Here is a 15,981-nt window from a genome sequence, read left to right as displayed (position 1 = left end):
GTCTGTTGTGGGCATCACCCGCCCTTCCCGGAGCCGTCCACGACGTCCGCGCTGCTCGCGAGAACGGCATTATCGACGCTCTTGCCGAGGCCGGCCTCCCGTGCTGGGCCGACAAGGCGTACCGCGGAGCCGGCGGCACGGTCCGTGTCCCTTACCGGGGCCGATGGGAGACCCTGTCCATGGGCCAGCAGGCGGTCAACCGCTGCCACGCCAAGATTCGGGCCCTCGCCGAACAGGCCGTCGCCACCCTCAAGTCCTGGCGACTGCTGCGCAAGCCGCGATGCTCGACCACCCGCATCACGAGCCTCGTCCAGGCTGGCCTCTGCCTGCATCAGGCCAGCTCAGACTGAAGATGGAAAAGGCTCACTGACCGCCGCGGTACCGGGGCGCGTTGACAGCGCATGCGGATGATCGTTTAATGCGGGGTGTGGCGCGTGGCGCCGGCCAAAGAGATCTGGGCCGGCCGGCGATCGGGCGACCACCTTCACCAGGGACGACCTCATGAGTCCTTTCCTCACGGGCAACGCCTGATCATCCGGCGACGCACCGGCGCCCTCGCGCCCCCTGCGCCGCCCCGCCGCCGGCGTACCCGTACCGCCCGGCGCGCCCCTTCACCCCTTGCACCGCGCTCCAGGGAGACCAGACTTCCCATGACCAGCTCCACACCCACCTCCACACCCGCCTCCACGCCCACGCCCACGCCCTTCAACCAATGGGTCATCGACGAGTTCCGCGCCAACGGCGGCAAGGTCGGCGGTCCCTTCGAGGGCAGTGACCTGCTGCTCCTCACCACCACCGGAGCCAAGTCCGGTGCCCGTCACACCACTCCGCTCGGGTACCTCCCGCACGAGGACGGACTCCTCGTCATCGGCTCCAACCTCGGCGCGCCCCGCCACCCCGCCTGGTACCACAACCTCCTCGCCCACCCCGTCGTCCACGTCGAGACGGGGAGCGAGACCTTCGAGGCCATCGCCGTCCCCGCCGAAGGCGAGCGTCGCGACCGGCTGTTCGCGTACGCCGTCGCCGCCGCGCCCGGGTACGCCACGTACCAGGCCGCAACGGCGCGGACCCTCCCGGTCGTCGTCCTGGAGCGCAACGACCCGGCGACGGGGGAGGGGCCGGCCGAGGTCCGGAGCCTCGCCGACAAGCTCGTCGAGGTGCACGTCTGGCTACGGGCCCAGCTGCGCCACGTACGCGCCGAGACCGAGGCGCACTTCGCGGCGCGGGCCGCGCACCGCGACACCGGCGGCCCGGCGCCCGCACCGGGCCTGGGACTGCAGATACGGCAGCACTGCCTGGCCTTCTGCCAGGCGCTGGAGTTCCACCACACCGGCGAGGACGCGCACGTCTTCCCGGCTCTCCAGGCCGCGCACCCCGAGCTGGAGGACACCTTCCGGCGGCTCGCCGCCGAGCACCGGACGATCGCACGCCTCCAGCAGGAGCTGAGTGCGCTCCTCGCCGACATCGCCGACGCCGATCCCGACCGGTTCCGGGCCGAGTTGGAGCGGATGTCCGAGGAGCTCGCCGCCCACCTCGACCACGAGGAGGAGCAACTCCTCCCGCTCCTGGCCGAGATCCCCTTCCCGCCGGGCCGCCCGCCGGCGCAGACGGGCCCCGGCCACTGAGGGCGCCGTCCCTGTCAGGCCGCCTGCCTGCCCCGAGCGCAGGCAGGCGAACCGCTGCCAGCGGCAGGAAGAAGCCGACGAGGGGCCCGATGCACGAGGCGACGAGCACGGTTCCCGCCCCGGCGGTTCCAGCGCGACGAGGTAGCCGACCTGTGCCGGCATTCCCTGCGGGTCGGGCAGCACGGCCGCGGTGGCGTCCGCTGCGAATCCGACGATGGCGACGTCGAGAACGGTGCCCGGCCCGGGCAGCTCCCGCAGGGGGATCCATGCGAGCAGAACGAGGACGGAGCTCAGGTTCGTCGCCCAGCCGAACGAGATGCCCAGCGCCTCGGCGGTGCCCTCCGTGAGCACGTTCCAGCTCGCTGGTCCGAGCCCGGACCGGACGACCACCATCACGGCGGCCCCGTACCCCGCCGGACCGACCAGGAGCCTTGGCGATCTTGTCCCAGTCCTGGCGGGCGGCACAGCGGAACGAGGCCCGAAGGACCGAGCTGATCGCTCATCTCGCCTTCGAGGGCGGACTCCAGCAGCCTCTTCGTCAGCTGCTGGAGCAGCCCGCCCTCACCTGTCAGCTGCAGCCCCTCGGCCTGGGCCCGGGCCACGAGCTCGTTCAGGAACTGGTCATCCACAGCCGCCGGCGCAGCCCCGCCTCAGACGGCTTGGCTATGTTCTCGCCGGTCACAGGTGCACTCTTCCGTGAGTGGAGTTACACCTTTCTCTTCACAGTCCCGTGTCTCTCAGTCCTGGTCGGACGTACGCCCGGTAGCGAGCACAGTTCCCCGCTGCCCTGCCGGAGTGGCTCGACGTTTCGCGCTGGGTTTGTTGGGCCCGCCCTGCGAAGGTACGGATCCGGTTCCCGCCGCCCGGCGGGGTGCCGGAGGGTACATCCCTGTGCGCTGTGTAGCGCGTCGCCACAGATGAGACACGAAGACGTAGAAGCGGTCCGGAAGGAACACGGCGTCCGCAATGATCATCGCGCCGGAGAAGAGAGGTAGTCCCATGAGCAGCGCGATACCCATGTGCATGCTCAGCAGCAGGGTCAGAACGGGATACTTGAGCCTGCCGAAGAGCACGAACGGGAAAGCTACCTGCAAGAGCACCGTCATGTAGCCGGCGATCGCGATCAGGAGCGGGTACTCGTCCACGAGGTGGGAGAGTGCGGGCCATGGTTGGAAGAGTTCGAGGTTCAGGGCGTAGTGCAGAGCGGTGCCGCCGCCCCAGGTAGGACCTTGCACCTTGTACAGGCCGGCTGATCCGTAGAGGAAGCAGACTTGGGCTGCGATGACGAACATGGCGCAGTTGTGTACCACGGTGGTCAAGGTGGTTCGGGCGTCCCGGAGTTGCTGTGCGCAGAAGCTCCGCACCGGCTCGGGCGCGCTGCCCGTACGAGCCGTCCTGAGCCGAGCTCGGCGAGCGTCCAGGGACCAGCGTCGGCCGCACGCGGTGAGGACGAGGTACATGGCCATCAGCAGGACCAGGTTGTCGCCGCCATCCGTCATGAAGATCGCTCTTGCGTGGAACGAAGTCACCACGACGGCAAAGAGGACGGAGATGGCGCGGGTCCGCCAGCCCAGCACGAACAGCGCGGACGTGATGAGCGCCATCACGTAGCAGGATTCGAAGTAGGCACGGCTGTCGGACAGGACCAGGAAGCTGTTCCAACCCGTCTGGTCGAAGAGCTGTTCTGCCAGCGCGGGTGTCCAGGGGGATCCGGGGCCCCAGATCTCATCGCGGTGCGGGAACTCACGCAGCAGAAAGGCCAGGTAGAGGAGCCCGTAGCCGATGCGCAGAACCGACGCGGCATACAGGGACACCGGCCGGTCGGTGAGGAGCGTCCAGAAAGCACCGATCCGGCCGAGGAGCCACCGGTGGACTGTGCGGACGACCGACGTCCCGTGGCCTGCGGGTCGGTGTGGAGTGGCTGGCATGGGGTGGTGGTGGGGGATCTGCTCATTTCCCATGGGGGGTCACCTTCCACCAAGGCAGGAGCCGGTTCTGGACGGGGGCCGGCGGGTGGTTCCCGGCGGCTGAGCCAGGAGCAGCGATGGGTAGCGTGACGACCTGAAGCTGAATGAACTCGAAAGTTCCGCCGTTGTGGTGGGCAGCCATGCGGTCGGCGGCGATGTTGCGCAGATATTCCTGCAACATCACGGCCCGTTCTGAGCGCGCCGAGTCGTCTCCGCCGTGCGTTTCGTCATAGGCGGTCCAGGCGCGGCGCAAGAGGTTCTGGGCCGTATGGCTCGGAAATACGTTGTGGTCGACTGCGGAATTGTCCACCGCGGTCAGGTCGAACCAGGGGCTTACCTGCATGGATCCACTGGAATCCGTGTGCGCGGTTTTGGCCAGGATTTTCCGGTTGGCGGGGTCGGGGTCCGGGGCGAAGAGTCGCCAGTTCTGTTCGAACAGGGGGAACACCCATCCGTTCACCTGGGCGCTGTAGCGCTGCGACACCGGGTTGGGCGGAGCCACATGAAGGAACACGAGAACGACGTGGATCAAGGCTGTCGCCAGACACAGGAATACGGCGGTGTGCAGCCCTGTTTTCAATGCAAATCCAGCCACAGCCTGCCCGGCCGGCGCGTCCGCCTCTTCCTGGCATTGCCGAGGGGCCGGGCTCGTATCGGACTGCTGATGTTTCTTCATGCCCACTGATTCAATTCTGCTCGGCACCGCCCACCCTGTCTTTCTTCGTCTCCTGTGCGCACCTGAGGTCTGAGGGGTCCTCACGAGCGGCGCGCGGCGGTTCGCCGTGGATTCCGCCGCGCGCCGTCATCCGGTGGAAGGGCTTGATGCGGCCTGCCGCCTAGCCCTCGTGACCTCTGTGTTCCTCGTGATTCGCAGGCTTGGCCCCGTAGCCGTAGTGCTCGCCGTGGTCGCCGTGGCCGTGTTCATCGACCGACCAGCCGCCCTGCTCCTTGTCCGGCCCGCCGGGCCAGCCGCCCTGCTCCTTGCCCGGCCCGCCGGGCCAGCCGCCCTGTTCCTTGCCCGGTCCGCCGGGCTTGCCGCCCTGCTCCTTGCCCGGCCTGCCGGGCTTGCCGGTGTACTCCTTGCCCGGCCTGCCGGGCTTGCCGGTGTATCCGCCGCTCAGTCCGCCGGACTTGCCGGTGTACCCGCCGCTCAGTCCGCCGGGCTTACCGCCGTGCTCCCTGCCCGGTCCGCCGGGCTTGCCGCCGATGTACCCGCCGGTGGTGATCCCGGCGTTGTTGCCCACAGTGTTCCCGCCAGTGGTGGAGTTCCCGGCGGTGTTGCCCGCGGTGTTCCCGGCAGTGTTGCCGGCGATGTTCCCTGAAGTGCCGCCGCTCACGAGGCCGACGTTGGGCCCGCCCAGGAGGCCGCCACCGATCAGACCCAGGGTCGTGCCGGTCGTCGTACCGGGAGCCGGGGTACCGGCAGTTGTGCCGGCCGTCGGGGTACCGGTAGTTGTACCGGCGGTCGGGGTACCGGTAGTTGTACCGGCGGTCGGGGTACCGGTCGTAGTACCACCCGTAGTGGTGGTCGAGCACGCCCCGAGGAAGATCCTGTTGTTGTCGAGCGTCACGGCACCGTTACGGGCCAGCGCACGGCCCTCGATGTTCGTCCCCGTGGTGACGTGGATGTCCGTCAGGGCCATGATGGTGCCCACGAAGGTGGAATTCGTGCCGAGGGTGGCGGAACTCCCGATCTGCCAGTACACATTGCACGGCGAAGCGCCGTTCGTCAGAAGCACTCGGCTGGAGGACGCCGTCGTCAGAGCTTCCGGAATCTGGAACACCCAGACGGAACTCGAGATTCCGCCGGCGTCCAGAATTAGGTCGCCGGTGAGTCCGACCCCGGAAGACGCGGTGTAGACGCCCGGAAGCAGAGTGGTGCCGTTTCCGATTCCCGCCGCGAGTGCGAAGTTGGTGGCCTGCCCAGCCGCGTTGTCGTACGCCGTGACCAGGTCGGACTTGGCCTGCAGCGCCACGGCGTCGGCGGCGTGCACGGCGCCGAGCACCTCGCCGGGCGGGAACCCGGTCATGGCCGGGGTCGGGTGCGTCCCGAGGTCGTGACCGATCACGGAGGGTCCGGTGTTGGTGACGCCCGCACCTGCCAGAACGGAAAAGCTGGCGGCTGTGGCCAGAGGCACGGGGGTCGCGATGGCCGCCGCCTGCGTCGACGTCACGGCAACCAGCGCAGCCGCAATCGTTGCGGCGAGGGCCGAGGCCAGCCAACCGGGGAGAGAGCGGAGCTGATCCGCTTGAAGAGTTTTCAGCTTCATCGAGGGGGCCACTTCCTGTGGGGCCGTGGCAACCGGGCTCCTACCGATCGCCCGGGAAGCCTTGTTGTTGTCGCCCGCATATTACGCAGCCACATCCCCCCGACAAAGACAGGAAAAGAGGGGAAGGGTGGACTGCAAACATATACAACCTCGCAAAGCGCGATGAAAATATAAAAACTCACCGCACCTATCATCCTACGTTCCCCTCGTTGGGGGGAGCGCGATTAACCCGCATGAGGTAAAGCCGTCCATCTGGTGATTCGATCAAACCTGCCACGCAAGAAAAGTGCCGCCATGCGGGTGATCTCGCGAACGTGTTGCAGGACGGGCGCGCCGATCAATTCCTCCGTCAATTCGAATGCCTCTGAGGTTGAAAGGAGGAGCGTTTCATCTCCCTTCCTCATACGACTCGAACACTTACTTGCTCGAATTCGTGAGCGATACTCGCTGATCTCGTTTCCCCGGCCCGAGCGTGAGTCCAGCGGCAATCGGCTGGAGATCGCTCCTTAATCTCGGGCCACACCCGGCGGGTCAGCTCGCGGACCGGCTCGACGAATGGGCAGCCCGCCCGATGCGGCGAACCAGGTGTGCAACGGGTTGCGCCCGGTGCGAGCCGAACCGTGCCTGGCACCTCTCCAACGCGAACCGTCACCCAGGGCACATGCGGGTGCGGGCCTGGCTGACGCCTCGCACCGGTGGGGGCCTTCTTCTCGAACGTGCGGTGCGGATGCGCCACCACGCGCCTGCGGTCCGAGTGACCATGCCCTGATAGCCGGCCTCGGCGACGATATCCACGGCGGTTTCCTCTGCCGGGAGCTTGAAGGACCCCATGGTCATGCGGGGCTCAACGCCCGCGTGCCGGCGGGGCGCAGATCCGCCAAGGAGGTGCAGGTGTTGGAGGACGCGGGGCCGGTTCGCCTACGAGGCCCCTGTGCCGGTGGCCACGCCCGCCACGCCCCGAGCGCTCAGGGCGCAGTCGCTGCGCGGACATCCCAGTGGTCGGCAGGGTCCTGAGATCGGACAGTCACGACCTCCCTGCCGCGGAGGGCGACCACGAAAACGGCGTCTCTTCCAGGCTTGGCGGGCTCGCTGTCATGCCCCATCACGCGTGGCGGGTCGCAGATGAGCAGGTAGGGAACAGGCCGCCGTGCCGCCTGGTAGGCGGTGCCGGTTCCGGGCGACCACCCGGTACACGAGCCGGGCGATCCAGCTGATCGGGGGCAGTGTCATGGCCTGCCCTGCGAGCCGCCAGGGCCGGCACGGGCCTTGTTTGAGCAGCTGCGCCACCGCCTGCGCGCCGCCGTGTACATCGGACGTACCGGGTCCGATCCACAGAACCTCCCGGTCGGCCCGTTCGGCGGTGATGCCCAGTGCGTCCAGATCGGCGTACTGCCAGGGAGTGACGACGGCGTCGGGATCCAGCAGGCGCACGGCGACGTTGACGGCTCGGGTGCAGAATCCGCAGTCGCCGTCGTACAGCAGGGTCGGCCGTTCGGCCATGGTGGATCTCCTTGTCATGCGACGCCCCCGGAGGCGGCCGGCCGGGTCCGGATCCACGGCGGCTGGGCGGGCTTCGCTCAGCTCGAAGTACAGCATCGTCGCTTCGCGCGCGGGTCGTTTGCAGGCAGGCCGTGGCACTCCCCGTTGCAGGTCATCTCCAGCTTGGGAATCACTCGGCACTTGGTGTAATCGTGCTCCTGACCTCCGAGAACCGCTTGAGGGCCTCTGCTGGTGGGCATGGGTGAACCCGGTGGGTCCGCTGTTGACCGCTCTTACTGGCACGTTGTGGCACGGCTTCCGGCTCCGTGTGGCTCCTGCCCGGCACTCGGAGGCCCGCTTCCTCCGTCTCGATCAGCTTTCCGGGGACTTCACAGCGTCAAGTACAGAGGACCGTTCATGCGGGTGTGGTGCGAGCCGCGGACGACCCCCTGACCGATGCCGTGCAGGCCGATGTGGACGATGCACTCAGGCTGTCCGCCGGGCGGAGGGCGTCCTCGCGCGGGGGCGCAGGCGCACCTTGGTCACACTGGGGGCTGCACCGGCTCCGTCGACCGCTGCGGGCAGAACGCTGCGCCAAGTCGTCGCGTCGGCTGGTCTCGCCGGCACATCATCACCCTCGCCAACGCCTACCAGGCGGGCGAACCGGACCAGGAGGAGAGGACCGAAGCCGTATGAGCACCGCGCCCCGGCCGTCCGTCGTCCCGCCGCCGGCCCCGCCCGAGGCGTTCCGCGCAGCCCTCGTGCACGTCGCTCCCCCCATCCTCGCCGACTTCGACTTCGACCGCGCGACCAGCACAACGCCGGGCACCGCCGGGTCCGTGCCCGCGCCGAGCCGATGGCCTCCACCATGCCGTCCAGGCCGTCGCCACCATGCACAACCTCGCCCTCGCACGGTGAAACAGCAGGTCAAACACCACATCGGCCTGGCCGCGACGGACCTTCTGCAACACGCTTTAGTCGCAGGAGCGGGTCCAGCCGGTGGGTTCGAGGGCGGCCGCGTCGGCGGGGCGGTCTTCCGAGAAGAGGAGGCGGCCCGGCTCCGCGACGCGGATGACGTCCACGTACACACCGCGGCCGACGTAGCGGCCGGTGGCCGTGTGGCGGAAGCGGAGGTGCACCGGGCGGCCCGCCCAGGCGGTGAGGGGGGCTTCGAGGCGGTGCCAGATGCGGCCGGACCAGCCGCCGGCCGTGCCGTCGGGCCACTGTTCGGGGGAGCCCCCGGTGGTGCGGACCGTGCTGAACGGCAGCGGCTCCCAGGCGGCCCCGTCGGCCGAGGCCTCCACGTGGAAGGCGCCCTCGCCGGGCACCGTGTCCCACCACACCGCGCACCGCAGCCGGGCGGCGGACGTGGCCGGGGTGAGGGGCGGCAGGGCCAGGGTGCCGGAGCCGCCGGTGTCCATGCCGGAGAACCAGGCGGCGCCGCCGTGCCGGGTGCGGACGGGGACGGCGCGGGCGAAGCGGTTGCCGACCGCGACCCGCGGGGCGCTGCCGGCCCGCCAAGTGCGGACCGGGTGGACGGAGTTGCCCAGGAGGATCAGGAAGGAGTCGGTGGAGGGATCCAGGACGAGGGAGGTACCGGTGAACCCGGTGTGGCCGGCGGAGTGCGGGGTGGCCATGGCGCCCATGTACCAGTGCTGGTAGAGCTCGAAGCCGAGGCCGTGGTCGTCGCCCGGGAAGGCGGTGTTGAAGTCGGTGAAGAGCAGCTCGACGGAGGCGGGGCGCAGGATGCGCTTGCCGGCGTAGACGCCGCCGTCGAGGAGGGTGCGGGCGAGGACGGCCAGGTCCCAGGCCGTGCCGAAGACGCCGGCGTGGCCGGCGACGCCGCCGAGGGCGTACGCGTTCTCGTCGTGGACCTCGCCCCAGACCAGGCCGCGGTCCAGGCCGGACCACGGCGGGCGCTGCACCTCGGTGGCGGCGGTGACCCGGCGCCAGGAGAGCGGTGGGTTGTAGCGCGTGCGGTGCATCCCGAGCGGAGCGGTGATCTCGTCCTGGAGCAGGACATCCAAAGGGTGACCGGTGATCCGTTCCAGGAGCAGCTGCAGCGTGATCAGGTTCAGGTCCGAGTAGCGGTACACCGTCCCGGGCGGCTCCTGCGGAACCACGGACCACAGCAGCCTCAACTGCCCCGCACGGGTGGACTCCCGGTAGAACGGCGCCCACGAGCGCAGGCCCGAGGTGTGCGTGAGCAGCTGCCGTACGGTGATGAGCTCCTTGCCGCCACCCGTGAACTCGGGCAGGTACCGGTCGACCCGGGCCTCCAGCTCCAGTTGCCCCCGCTCCATCAGCTGCACGGCGAGCAGCGAGGTGAACAGCTTCGTCAGCGACGCGAGGTCGAAAACGGTGTCCTCGGCCATGGCGATGCGCTCCGGTGCCGGGAATTCCAGGGCCCGGTCGGTCCGCCCGTCGTAGTCCGCGTACCGGACCGCATCACCCATCGCCCGGTGCAGGGCGACGGTCCGGCCGCGGCCGGCGAGGACCACGGCCCCGGCGTAGTACGGGTGCAGGGGGGAGGGGCCGAGGAAGCGGCGGGCCTCCTCCACCACCTGCTCCAGCTGCCGTTCCAGCAGCCCGGCCTGGCGCGCGGAGCCGTAGCGCAGGCGGAGCCCCTGGAGGGCGCGCCGCTCGGCGGGGTTCCCTGCGGCACCCGCCGCCCCCGCCAGCGCGCCGTGCAGCAGCAGCACCCCGCCGAGTGCCAGCAGTCGCCCCCCGAGCCCCCGCCGGCTGATGCCGGTTCCGCCGAGGGAAACCGATTCTGCGCCGGCCGCCGCGCTCCCGGCCCCCTCGGGCGCGCTCCCGGCCCTTTCCGGCGCGGCCCCGGCCCCCTTCGCCACGGGCGCAGCCCCCTCCGGCGCGGGCACCGCCGCCTCCGGCGCGGCCCCGGCCCCCTCCGGCGCGGGCCGCGAGTGTGGCGGCGTGTGGGCGTGGGTCGTGCCGGGGTCCCCCGTGTCGTGGTTCATTGCGGCCTCCTGTCTGCCCGAGCGGCCTCTCGAAGTATCTGCCCGCCCAGGTCCCCCGGCCCGCACCGACCGAGCCGGAAAGAATCTGACGCTGCATCAGAAAACCCCTTCCCTCGGCCGCCACCCTGCGGCATGCTGCCGCCCATGCAGACGGAGCTGAGCAACAGACTGGGAGTCGAGCACGCCATCTTCGGCTTCACCCCGTTCCCGGCCGTCGCCGCGGCCATCACCCGGGCCGGCGGATTCGGCGTGCTCGGCGCCGTCCGCTACACCGCCCCCGACGACCTGCGCCGCGACCTCGACTGGATGCAGGCGCACACCGACGGCAAGCCCTACGGCCTCGACGTCGTCATGCCCGCCAAGAAGGCCGTCGACGGCATCGGCGAAGCCGACATCGAGGCGATGATCCCGGCCGGCCACCGCGACTTCGTCCGCGACACCCTCGCCAAGCACCACGTCCCCGAACTCCCCGAGGGCGAGGCCTCCGGCTGGCGGATCACCGGCTGGATGGAGCAGGTGGCCCGCAGCCAGCTCGACGTCGCCTTCGACTACCCCGTCAAGCTCCTCGCCAACGCCCTCGGTTCCCCGCCCGCCGACGTCATCGCCCGCGCCCACGACCACGGCGTCCTGGTCGCCGCCCTCGCCGGCAGCGCCAAGCACGCCCGCCGCCACGCCGAGGCCGGTATCGACATCGTCGTGGCCCAGGGCTACGAGGCCGGCGGCCACACCGGTGAGATCGCCACCATGGTCCTCGTCCCCGAGATCGTCGACGCCGTCGCCCCGCTGCCCGTCCTCGCCGCCGGCGGCATCGGCAGCGGCGAGCAGATCGCCGCCGGCCTGGCCCTCGGCGCCCAGGGCGTCTGGCTCGGCTCCCTCTGGCTGACCACCACCGAGGCCGACCTGCACTCCCGCGCCCTCACCGAGAAGCTCCTGGCCGCCGGGTCCGGTGACACCGTCCGCTCGCGCGCGCTCACCGGCAAGCCGGCCCGTCAGCTGCGCACCGCCTGGACCGACGCCTGGGACGACCCGGCCGGCCCCGGCGCCCTGCCCATGCCGCTGCAGGGCCTGCTGGTCGCCGAGGCCGTCTCGCGGATCCAGAAGTACGAGGTCCAGCCGCTGCTCGGGACCCCGGTCGGCCAGATCGTCGGGCGCATGACCACCGAACGCAGCGTCCAGGCCGTCTTCGACGACCTCACCCGCGGCTTCGAACGGGCCGTCGACCGCATCACCCGTATCGCCGGCCGAGCGTGAGAGGCGTGAGCCGAATGACCGACAACGACAGCGCCACCGCCACCGCCACCGACAGCACTCCCGCGAGCGCCGGGGACACCACCCCTCCGGCGGTCGAGCTCCCGAACGGCTTCTGGGCCCAGGCCGCCGCCGACCCCGAGCGCACCGTCCTCGTCACCCCGCAGGGGGAGGAATGGACCGCCGGCCGGCTGCACGCCGACGCCAACCGCCTGGTCCACGGTCTGCGCGCCGCCGGCCTCGAACGCGGCGACGTCTTCGCCGTCGTCCTGCCCAACGGCGTCGAGTTCCTCACCGCCTACCTCGCCGCCTCCCAGGCCGGGTTCTACCTCGTACCGGTCAACCACCACCTCGTCGGTCCCGAGATCGCCTGGATCGTCTCCGACTCCGGCGCCAAGGTCCTCATCGCCCACGAGCGCTTCGCCGACGCCGCCACCGCCGCGGCCGACGAGTCGGGCCTGCCCGCGAGCCACCGCTACGCCGTCGGCGCCGTCCCCGGCTTCCGCCCGTACGCCGAGCTCCTCGACGGCCGGCCCGCCACGCCCCCCGAGGACCGCACCCTCGGCTGGGTCATGAACTACACCTCCGGCACCACCGGCCGCCCGCGCGGCATCCGCCGCCCCCTGCCAGGCAAGCTCCCCGAGGAGACGTACCTCGGCGGCTTCCTCGGCATCTTCGGCATCCGCCCCTTCGACGGCAACGTCCACCTGGTCTGCTCGCCGCTCTACCACACGGCCGTCCTGCAGTTCGCCGGAGCCTCCCTGCACATCGGCCACCCGCTGGTCCTGATGGACAAGTGGACGCCAGAGGAGATGCTCCGCCTGATCGACACCCGTCGCTGCACGCACACCCACATGGTCCCCACCCAGTTCCACCGCCTGCTGGCCCTCCCGCAGGAGGTGAGGTCGGCGTACGACGTCAGCTCCCTGCGCCACGCCGTCCACGGGGCCGCACCCTGCCCGGACCACGTCAAGCGGGCGATGATCGAGTGGTGGGGCCACTGCGTGGAGGAGTACTACGCGGCCAGCGAGGGCGGCGGCGCGTTCGCCACTGCCGAGGACTGGCTGAAGAAACCGGGAACGGTCGGCAAGGCCTGGCCGATCAGCGAACTGGCCGTCTTCGACGACGACGGCAACCGGCTGCCCCCGGGGGAACTCGGCACCGTCTACATGAAGATGAACACCGGCAGCTTCAGTTACCACAAGGACGAGGGCAAGACGCGCAAGAACCGCATCGGGGACTTCTTCACCGTCGGCGACCTCGGACTGCTCGACGAGGACGGCTACCTCTTCCTCCGCGACCGCAAGATAGACATGATCATCTCGGGCGGGGTGAACATCTACCCCGCGGAGATCGAGTCCGCGCTGCTGACGCACCCGGCGGTGGCCGACGCCGCCGTCTTCGGCATCCCGCACCCCGACTGGGGCGAGGAGGCCAAGGCGGTCGTCGAACCGGCCGACGGGTACGGGCCGGGGGAGGCGCTGGCCGCCGAGATCCTGGCCCACTGCGAGAGCCGACTGGCCGGCTACAAGCGGCCCAGGACGGTCGACTTCATCGCGGCCATGCCCCGCGACCCCAACGGCAAGCTGTACAAACGGCGGCTGCGCGACCCGTACTGGGAGGGCCGCGACCGGGCGGTGTAACCGTACGCGGCCGACCCCGCGCCCCCCGGCCCCACGGCCGTACGCTGGCCGGCCCAACCTTGCGGGCCGGCCGGGCTACCCCTCGGCCGTGCCTGTGCCGGGGCGCGCGGCGGCATCGGTGAGATGGGCGACGGACCGACGCGGTCGGTCCGATTCCCCCACCTCACCGCACTCCTCCGGCCCGGCACGGCCGGGGGAGGATAGGAAGTCATGAACGCGAGTACCACCATCCGCCGCACCCGGCGCCGCGCTTTCGGCGTCGCGGCCCTGACCGCGGCGGCCGTCGCCGGCCAGCTGCTCGTCATGTCCCCGGTGGCCCAAGCCGACGGGGACCAGGGCAACCGCGCGATGCGCACCGGTGTGAATTTGATGGAGCCCCCGCCGGACCAGGGCGCGCGCCACGACGCCCCCGGCTCGGACGACCCCCGCTCCGACGAGAGCCGCGACGAGGGCCGCTACGAGGGCGACGACCCGTCGAACCCCAAGCCGAAGCCGACCACCACGAAAGCCACGCCGCACGGCGTGCAGGAGTACAGGAGTGACGGGACCTTCGTGCCGCCGCCCGGCGTCACCTCTGTCTTCGTCCAGGCCTGGGGCGCCGGCGGCGGCGGTGGCGGTGGCGGCGGTGGCGCCGCCACTGACGTGGCAGGCCGAAACGGTGGTAACGGTGGCGGTGGCGGGAGCGGCGGCTTCGCCTGGTGCACCGTCCCCGTGAAGCCGTCCAAGACCTACACAGTGGACATCGGCGATGGCGGCCTTGGCGGCTCCTTCGGCCAGGGCGGCAACGGGGGCCCGGCTGGCAGCGGGGGTCCAGGCCGTCCGGGTGACGCGACCACCCTGGCCTCGTCCCAGGGTGACGCCCTCGTCACGGCGACCGGCGGCACGGGCGGTACCGGCGGCGCGGGCGGCACCGCCGCCGCCGCTGGCGCTGACGGCGACCCCGGTGTCGGCGGCACCGGAAGCAAGTGCCGCACCGGCGGGGTGACCCGGAACGGACAGGACGGGAACGGCATCACGGGCGGTGCTGCGGTGGATGGCATCGTCGGCCTGCCGAACGGCGCCTCTGCGGGCGGCAACGGCGGCGCGGGCGGCGCCTCCGGCCTCCCGAGCGGCGCCCCCGGCAACCCTGGGCTCCCCGGCGGCGACGGGTACGTGGTCATCTTCTGGTAGCCCGAACAGGGGTCACCGGCCGCAGGCTCCGGTCCGTCACCGGGGCCTGCGGCCGACGCGCCCCCCTCGTCCTATTCGCACCGAGCGCCCTGTTCATGGCAGTTTGGCGCAATGAGTACGGCATCCCGCAGGTTCCCCGTCACCGACTGGACCGTCGTGGTCCCGCTCGTCTCGCTCCTCGCGCTGGTGTTCAGCTGGGGCCGGGACCTGCCGGGATGGGCGGTGGCCGTCGTCGCGCTGTGCCTGGCGGGTGCGGTGCTGGCGGCCGTCCACCACGCCGAGGTCGTCGCCCACCGGGTGGGTGAGCCGTTCGGCTCGCTCGTCCTCGCCGTCGCCGTCACCGTCATCGAAGTGGCCCTCATCGTCACCCTGATGGCCGACGGCGGTGACAAGACCGCCTCCCTCGCCCGGGACACCGTCTTCGCCGCCGTCATGATCACCTGCAATGGCATCGTCGGACTGTCCCTGCTGGTGGGCGCCCTGCACCACCGGGTCGCCGTCTTCAACGCCGAAGGGTCCGGTGCCGCGCTCGCCACGGTGGCGACCCTGGCCACGCTCAGCCTGGTCCTGCCGACCTTCACCACCAGCAAGCCCGGCCCCGAATTCTCCGCGGGCCAACTGACCTTCGCCGCTGTCGCCTCGCTCGCCCTGTACGGGCTGTTCGTCGCCGTCCAGACGGTCCGCCACCGGGACTACTTCCTCCCCGTGGCCACCGCGTCGGGCGGTGCTCCCGACGGCGCCTCCGGCGACGGGGAGCATGCGGCCCGGCCCACCGCCCGGGCCGCCCTGATCAGCCTCGGCCTGCTGCTCGTCGCGCTGGTCGCCGTCGTCGGCGACGCCAAGTCCGTCTCGCCCACCATCGAGTCGGGCGTGGCGAAGGCCGGCCTGCCGCAGGCCGTCGTCGGCGTCATCATCGCGCTGCTCGTGCTGCTGCCCGAGACGCTCGCCGCCGTCCGCGCCGCCCGCCGCAACCGGGTGCAGACCAGCCTCAACCTGGCCTACGGCTCCGCCATCGCGAGCATCGGCCTGACCATCCCGGCCATCGCGCTCGCCTCCGTGTGGCTCTCGGGTCCGCTGCTGCTGGGGCTCGGCCCGATCCACACGGTGCTGCTCGCCCTGACGGTCGTGGTCGGCGCCCTCACCGTCGTGCCGGGCCGGGCCACGCTGCTCCAGGGCGGCGTGCACCTCGTGGTGCTGGCGGCGTACCTCTTCCTCGCCGTGAGCCCGTGAGCCGGCGGCCGTGACGCTGATGGCCCGACCATGCCTGCCGGTCCTGCAGTCGGGCGGCCCCGCCGCCCCGGGGCCGGATGCCGCCGTCCGGCGCACCCCTGCCCTGCGGGGCTGATCCCCCACCCCGCCCTTTCACCGTTTCTCCGCCGGCTGCCGCCGGAAGACGCTCCCGTGCCTCCGCCCGGACCCCGTTGCGCTCAAGCGCCGCGCGGGCTGGGGGCGGCCCGACCGCGGTGGTGCCCGGGCTGGGGACGGGATGTTCGGCGGTGGTGCCCCCGGGGCTGGGCTGGGGCCGTAGTGCTCAGGCGCCGCGGGCGCGGGGGCGGGTCGAGTGGCGGTGGTGCCGCCGGGGCTGCACAGGAACCCGTAGT

At 71.1% G+C, this 15,981-nt stretch carries 11 protein-coding genes and 2 pseudogenes; 7 read left to right on the top strand and 6 right to left on the bottom strand.

Annotated features, from left to right (window positions below; genetic code table 11):
• Positions 1-350: transposase family protein (locus tag AB0F11_RS13500; protein WP_362171907.1), on the top strand; the 350-nt coding region annotated here is incomplete at its 5' end.
• A 300-nt stretch (positions 351-650) separates the two neighbouring features.
• Positions 651-1,625: a nitroreductase/quinone reductase family protein gene (locus AB0F11_RS13495; RefSeq protein WP_362171905.1), complete on the top strand. Its 975-nt coding sequence runs from the start codon at positions 651-653 to the stop codon at positions 1,623-1,625.
• A gap of 485 nt (positions 1,626-2,110) precedes the next feature.
• Here AB0F11_RS13495 and AB0F11_RS13490 read toward each other — a convergent pair.
• From AB0F11_RS13490 to AB0F11_RS13470, 5 genes and pseudogenes are all read right to left on the bottom strand, one after another.
• Positions 2,111-2,254: pseudogene (locus AB0F11_RS13490) on the bottom strand (IS256 family transposase); the annotation flags it as partial.
• 108 nt (positions 2,255-2,362) lie between these two features.
• A complete protein-coding gene (locus AB0F11_RS13485) occupies positions 2,363-3,586 on the bottom strand; it encodes an HTTM domain-containing protein (RefSeq protein ID WP_362171902.1) in 1,224 nt (407 codons plus the stop codon).
• Complete coding sequence (locus tag AB0F11_RS13480) at positions 3,576-4,268, bottom strand: DUF5819 family protein (RefSeq protein WP_362171937.1); 693 nt, start codon at positions 4,266-4,268, stop codon at positions 3,576-3,578. Before AB0F11_RS13480 ends, AB0F11_RS13485 begins: the two co-directional genes overlap by 11 nt.
• Before the next feature lie 160 nt (positions 4,269-4,428).
• Positions 4,429-5,862, bottom strand: a complete 1,434-nt coding sequence (locus AB0F11_RS13475; RefSeq protein WP_362171899.1) for an ice-binding family protein — start codon at positions 5,860-5,862, stop codon at positions 4,429-4,431.
• Between the two features lie 1,092 nt (positions 5,863-6,954).
• A complete protein-coding gene (locus AB0F11_RS13470) occupies positions 6,955-7,362 on the bottom strand; it encodes a DUF393 domain-containing protein (RefSeq protein WP_362171897.1) in 408 nt (135 codons plus the stop codon).
• A gap of 775 nt (positions 7,363-8,137) precedes the next feature.
• Between AB0F11_RS13470 and AB0F11_RS13465 the strand changes: the two are divergent.
• Positions 8,138-8,259 (top strand): annotated as a pseudogene (locus tag AB0F11_RS13465) (IS5/IS1182 family transposase); the annotation flags it as partial.
• A gap of 56 nt (positions 8,260-8,315) precedes the next feature.
• Here the strand turns inward: AB0F11_RS13465 and AB0F11_RS13460 are convergent.
• On the bottom strand, positions 8,316-10,319 hold the full coding sequence (locus AB0F11_RS13460; protein ID WP_362171894.1) for a serine hydrolase: 2,004 nt from the start codon (positions 10,317-10,319) through the stop codon (positions 8,316-8,318).
• Positions 10,320-10,463: 144 nt separating this feature from the next.
• Between AB0F11_RS13460 and AB0F11_RS13455 the strand changes: the two genes are divergently transcribed.
• The 4 genes from AB0F11_RS13455 (at position 10,464) to AB0F11_RS13440 (ending at position 15,610) form a co-directional block, all read left to right on the top strand.
• A complete protein-coding gene (locus AB0F11_RS13455) occupies positions 10,464-11,570 on the top strand; it encodes a nitronate monooxygenase (RefSeq protein ID WP_362171891.1) in 1,107 nt (368 codons plus the stop codon).
• Positions 11,571-11,584: 14 nt separating this feature from the next.
• Positions 11,585-13,210 carry an acyl-CoA synthetase gene (locus AB0F11_RS13450; RefSeq protein WP_362171934.1) on the top strand — a complete coding sequence of 542 codons (1,626 nt, stop codon included), beginning with the start codon at positions 11,585-11,587 and terminating at the stop codon, positions 13,208-13,210.
• Between the two features lie 210 nt (positions 13,211-13,420).
• Positions 13,421-14,380 (top strand): hypothetical protein, encoded by a 960-nt coding sequence (locus AB0F11_RS13445; RefSeq protein ID WP_362171888.1) that lies wholly within the window; start codon positions 13,421-13,423, stop codon positions 14,378-14,380.
• 111 nt (positions 14,381-14,491) lie between these two features.
• On the top strand, positions 14,492-15,610 hold the full coding sequence (locus AB0F11_RS13440) for an ionic transporter y4hA (protein ID WP_362171886.1): 1,119 nt from the start codon (positions 14,492-14,494) through the stop codon (positions 15,608-15,610).
• The last annotated feature ends 371 nt before the right edge of the window (positions 15,611-15,981 follow it).

Origin of the sequence: Streptomyces sp. NPDC032472 (genome assembly GCF_040636955.1) — a bacterium.
Taxonomy (GTDB): Bacteria; Actinomycetota; Actinomycetes; order Streptomycetales; family Streptomycetaceae; genus Streptomyces.
The sequence above is the reverse complement of the archived record's forward strand: the minus strand, read 5'-3'. Positions and strand labels throughout refer to the sequence as shown.

Excerpts from the sequence above, each read along its gene's own strand:
- AB0F11_RS13455 (WP_362171891.1), top strand. The coding sequence starts at position 10,464 with ATGCAGACGGAGCTGAGCAACAGACTGGGAGTCGAGCACGCCATCTTC.
- AB0F11_RS13475 (WP_362171899.1), bottom strand. The coding sequence starts at position 5,862 with ATGAAGCTGAAAACTCTTCAAGCGGATCAGCTCCGCTCTCTCCCCGGT.
- AB0F11_RS13440 (WP_362171886.1), top strand. The coding sequence starts at position 14,492 with ATGAGTACGGCATCCCGCAGGTTCCCCGTCACCGACTGGACCGTCGTG.
- AB0F11_RS13445 (WP_362171888.1), top strand. The coding sequence starts at position 13,421 with ATGAACGCGAGTACCACCATCCGCCGCACCCGGCGCCGCGCTTTCGGC.
- AB0F11_RS13485 (WP_362171902.1), bottom strand. The coding sequence starts at position 3,586 with ATGGGAAATGAGCAGATCCCCCACCACCACCCCATGCCAGCCACTCCA.
- AB0F11_RS13480 (WP_362171937.1), bottom strand. The coding sequence starts at position 4,268 with ATGAAGAAACATCAGCAGTCCGATACGAGCCCGGCCCCTCGGCAATGC.
- AB0F11_RS13450 (WP_362171934.1), top strand. The coding sequence starts at position 11,585 with ATGACCGACAACGACAGCGCCACCGCCACCGCCACCGACAGCACTCCC.
- AB0F11_RS13460 (WP_362171894.1), bottom strand. The coding sequence starts at position 10,319 with ATGAACCACGACACGGGGGACCCCGGCACGACCCACGCCCACACGCCG.
- AB0F11_RS13495 (WP_362171905.1), top strand. The coding sequence starts at position 651 with ATGACCAGCTCCACACCCACCTCCACACCCGCCTCCACGCCCACGCCC.
- AB0F11_RS13470 (WP_362171897.1), bottom strand. The coding sequence starts at position 7,362 with ATGGCCGAACGGCCGACCCTGCTGTACGACGGCGACTGCGGATTCTGC.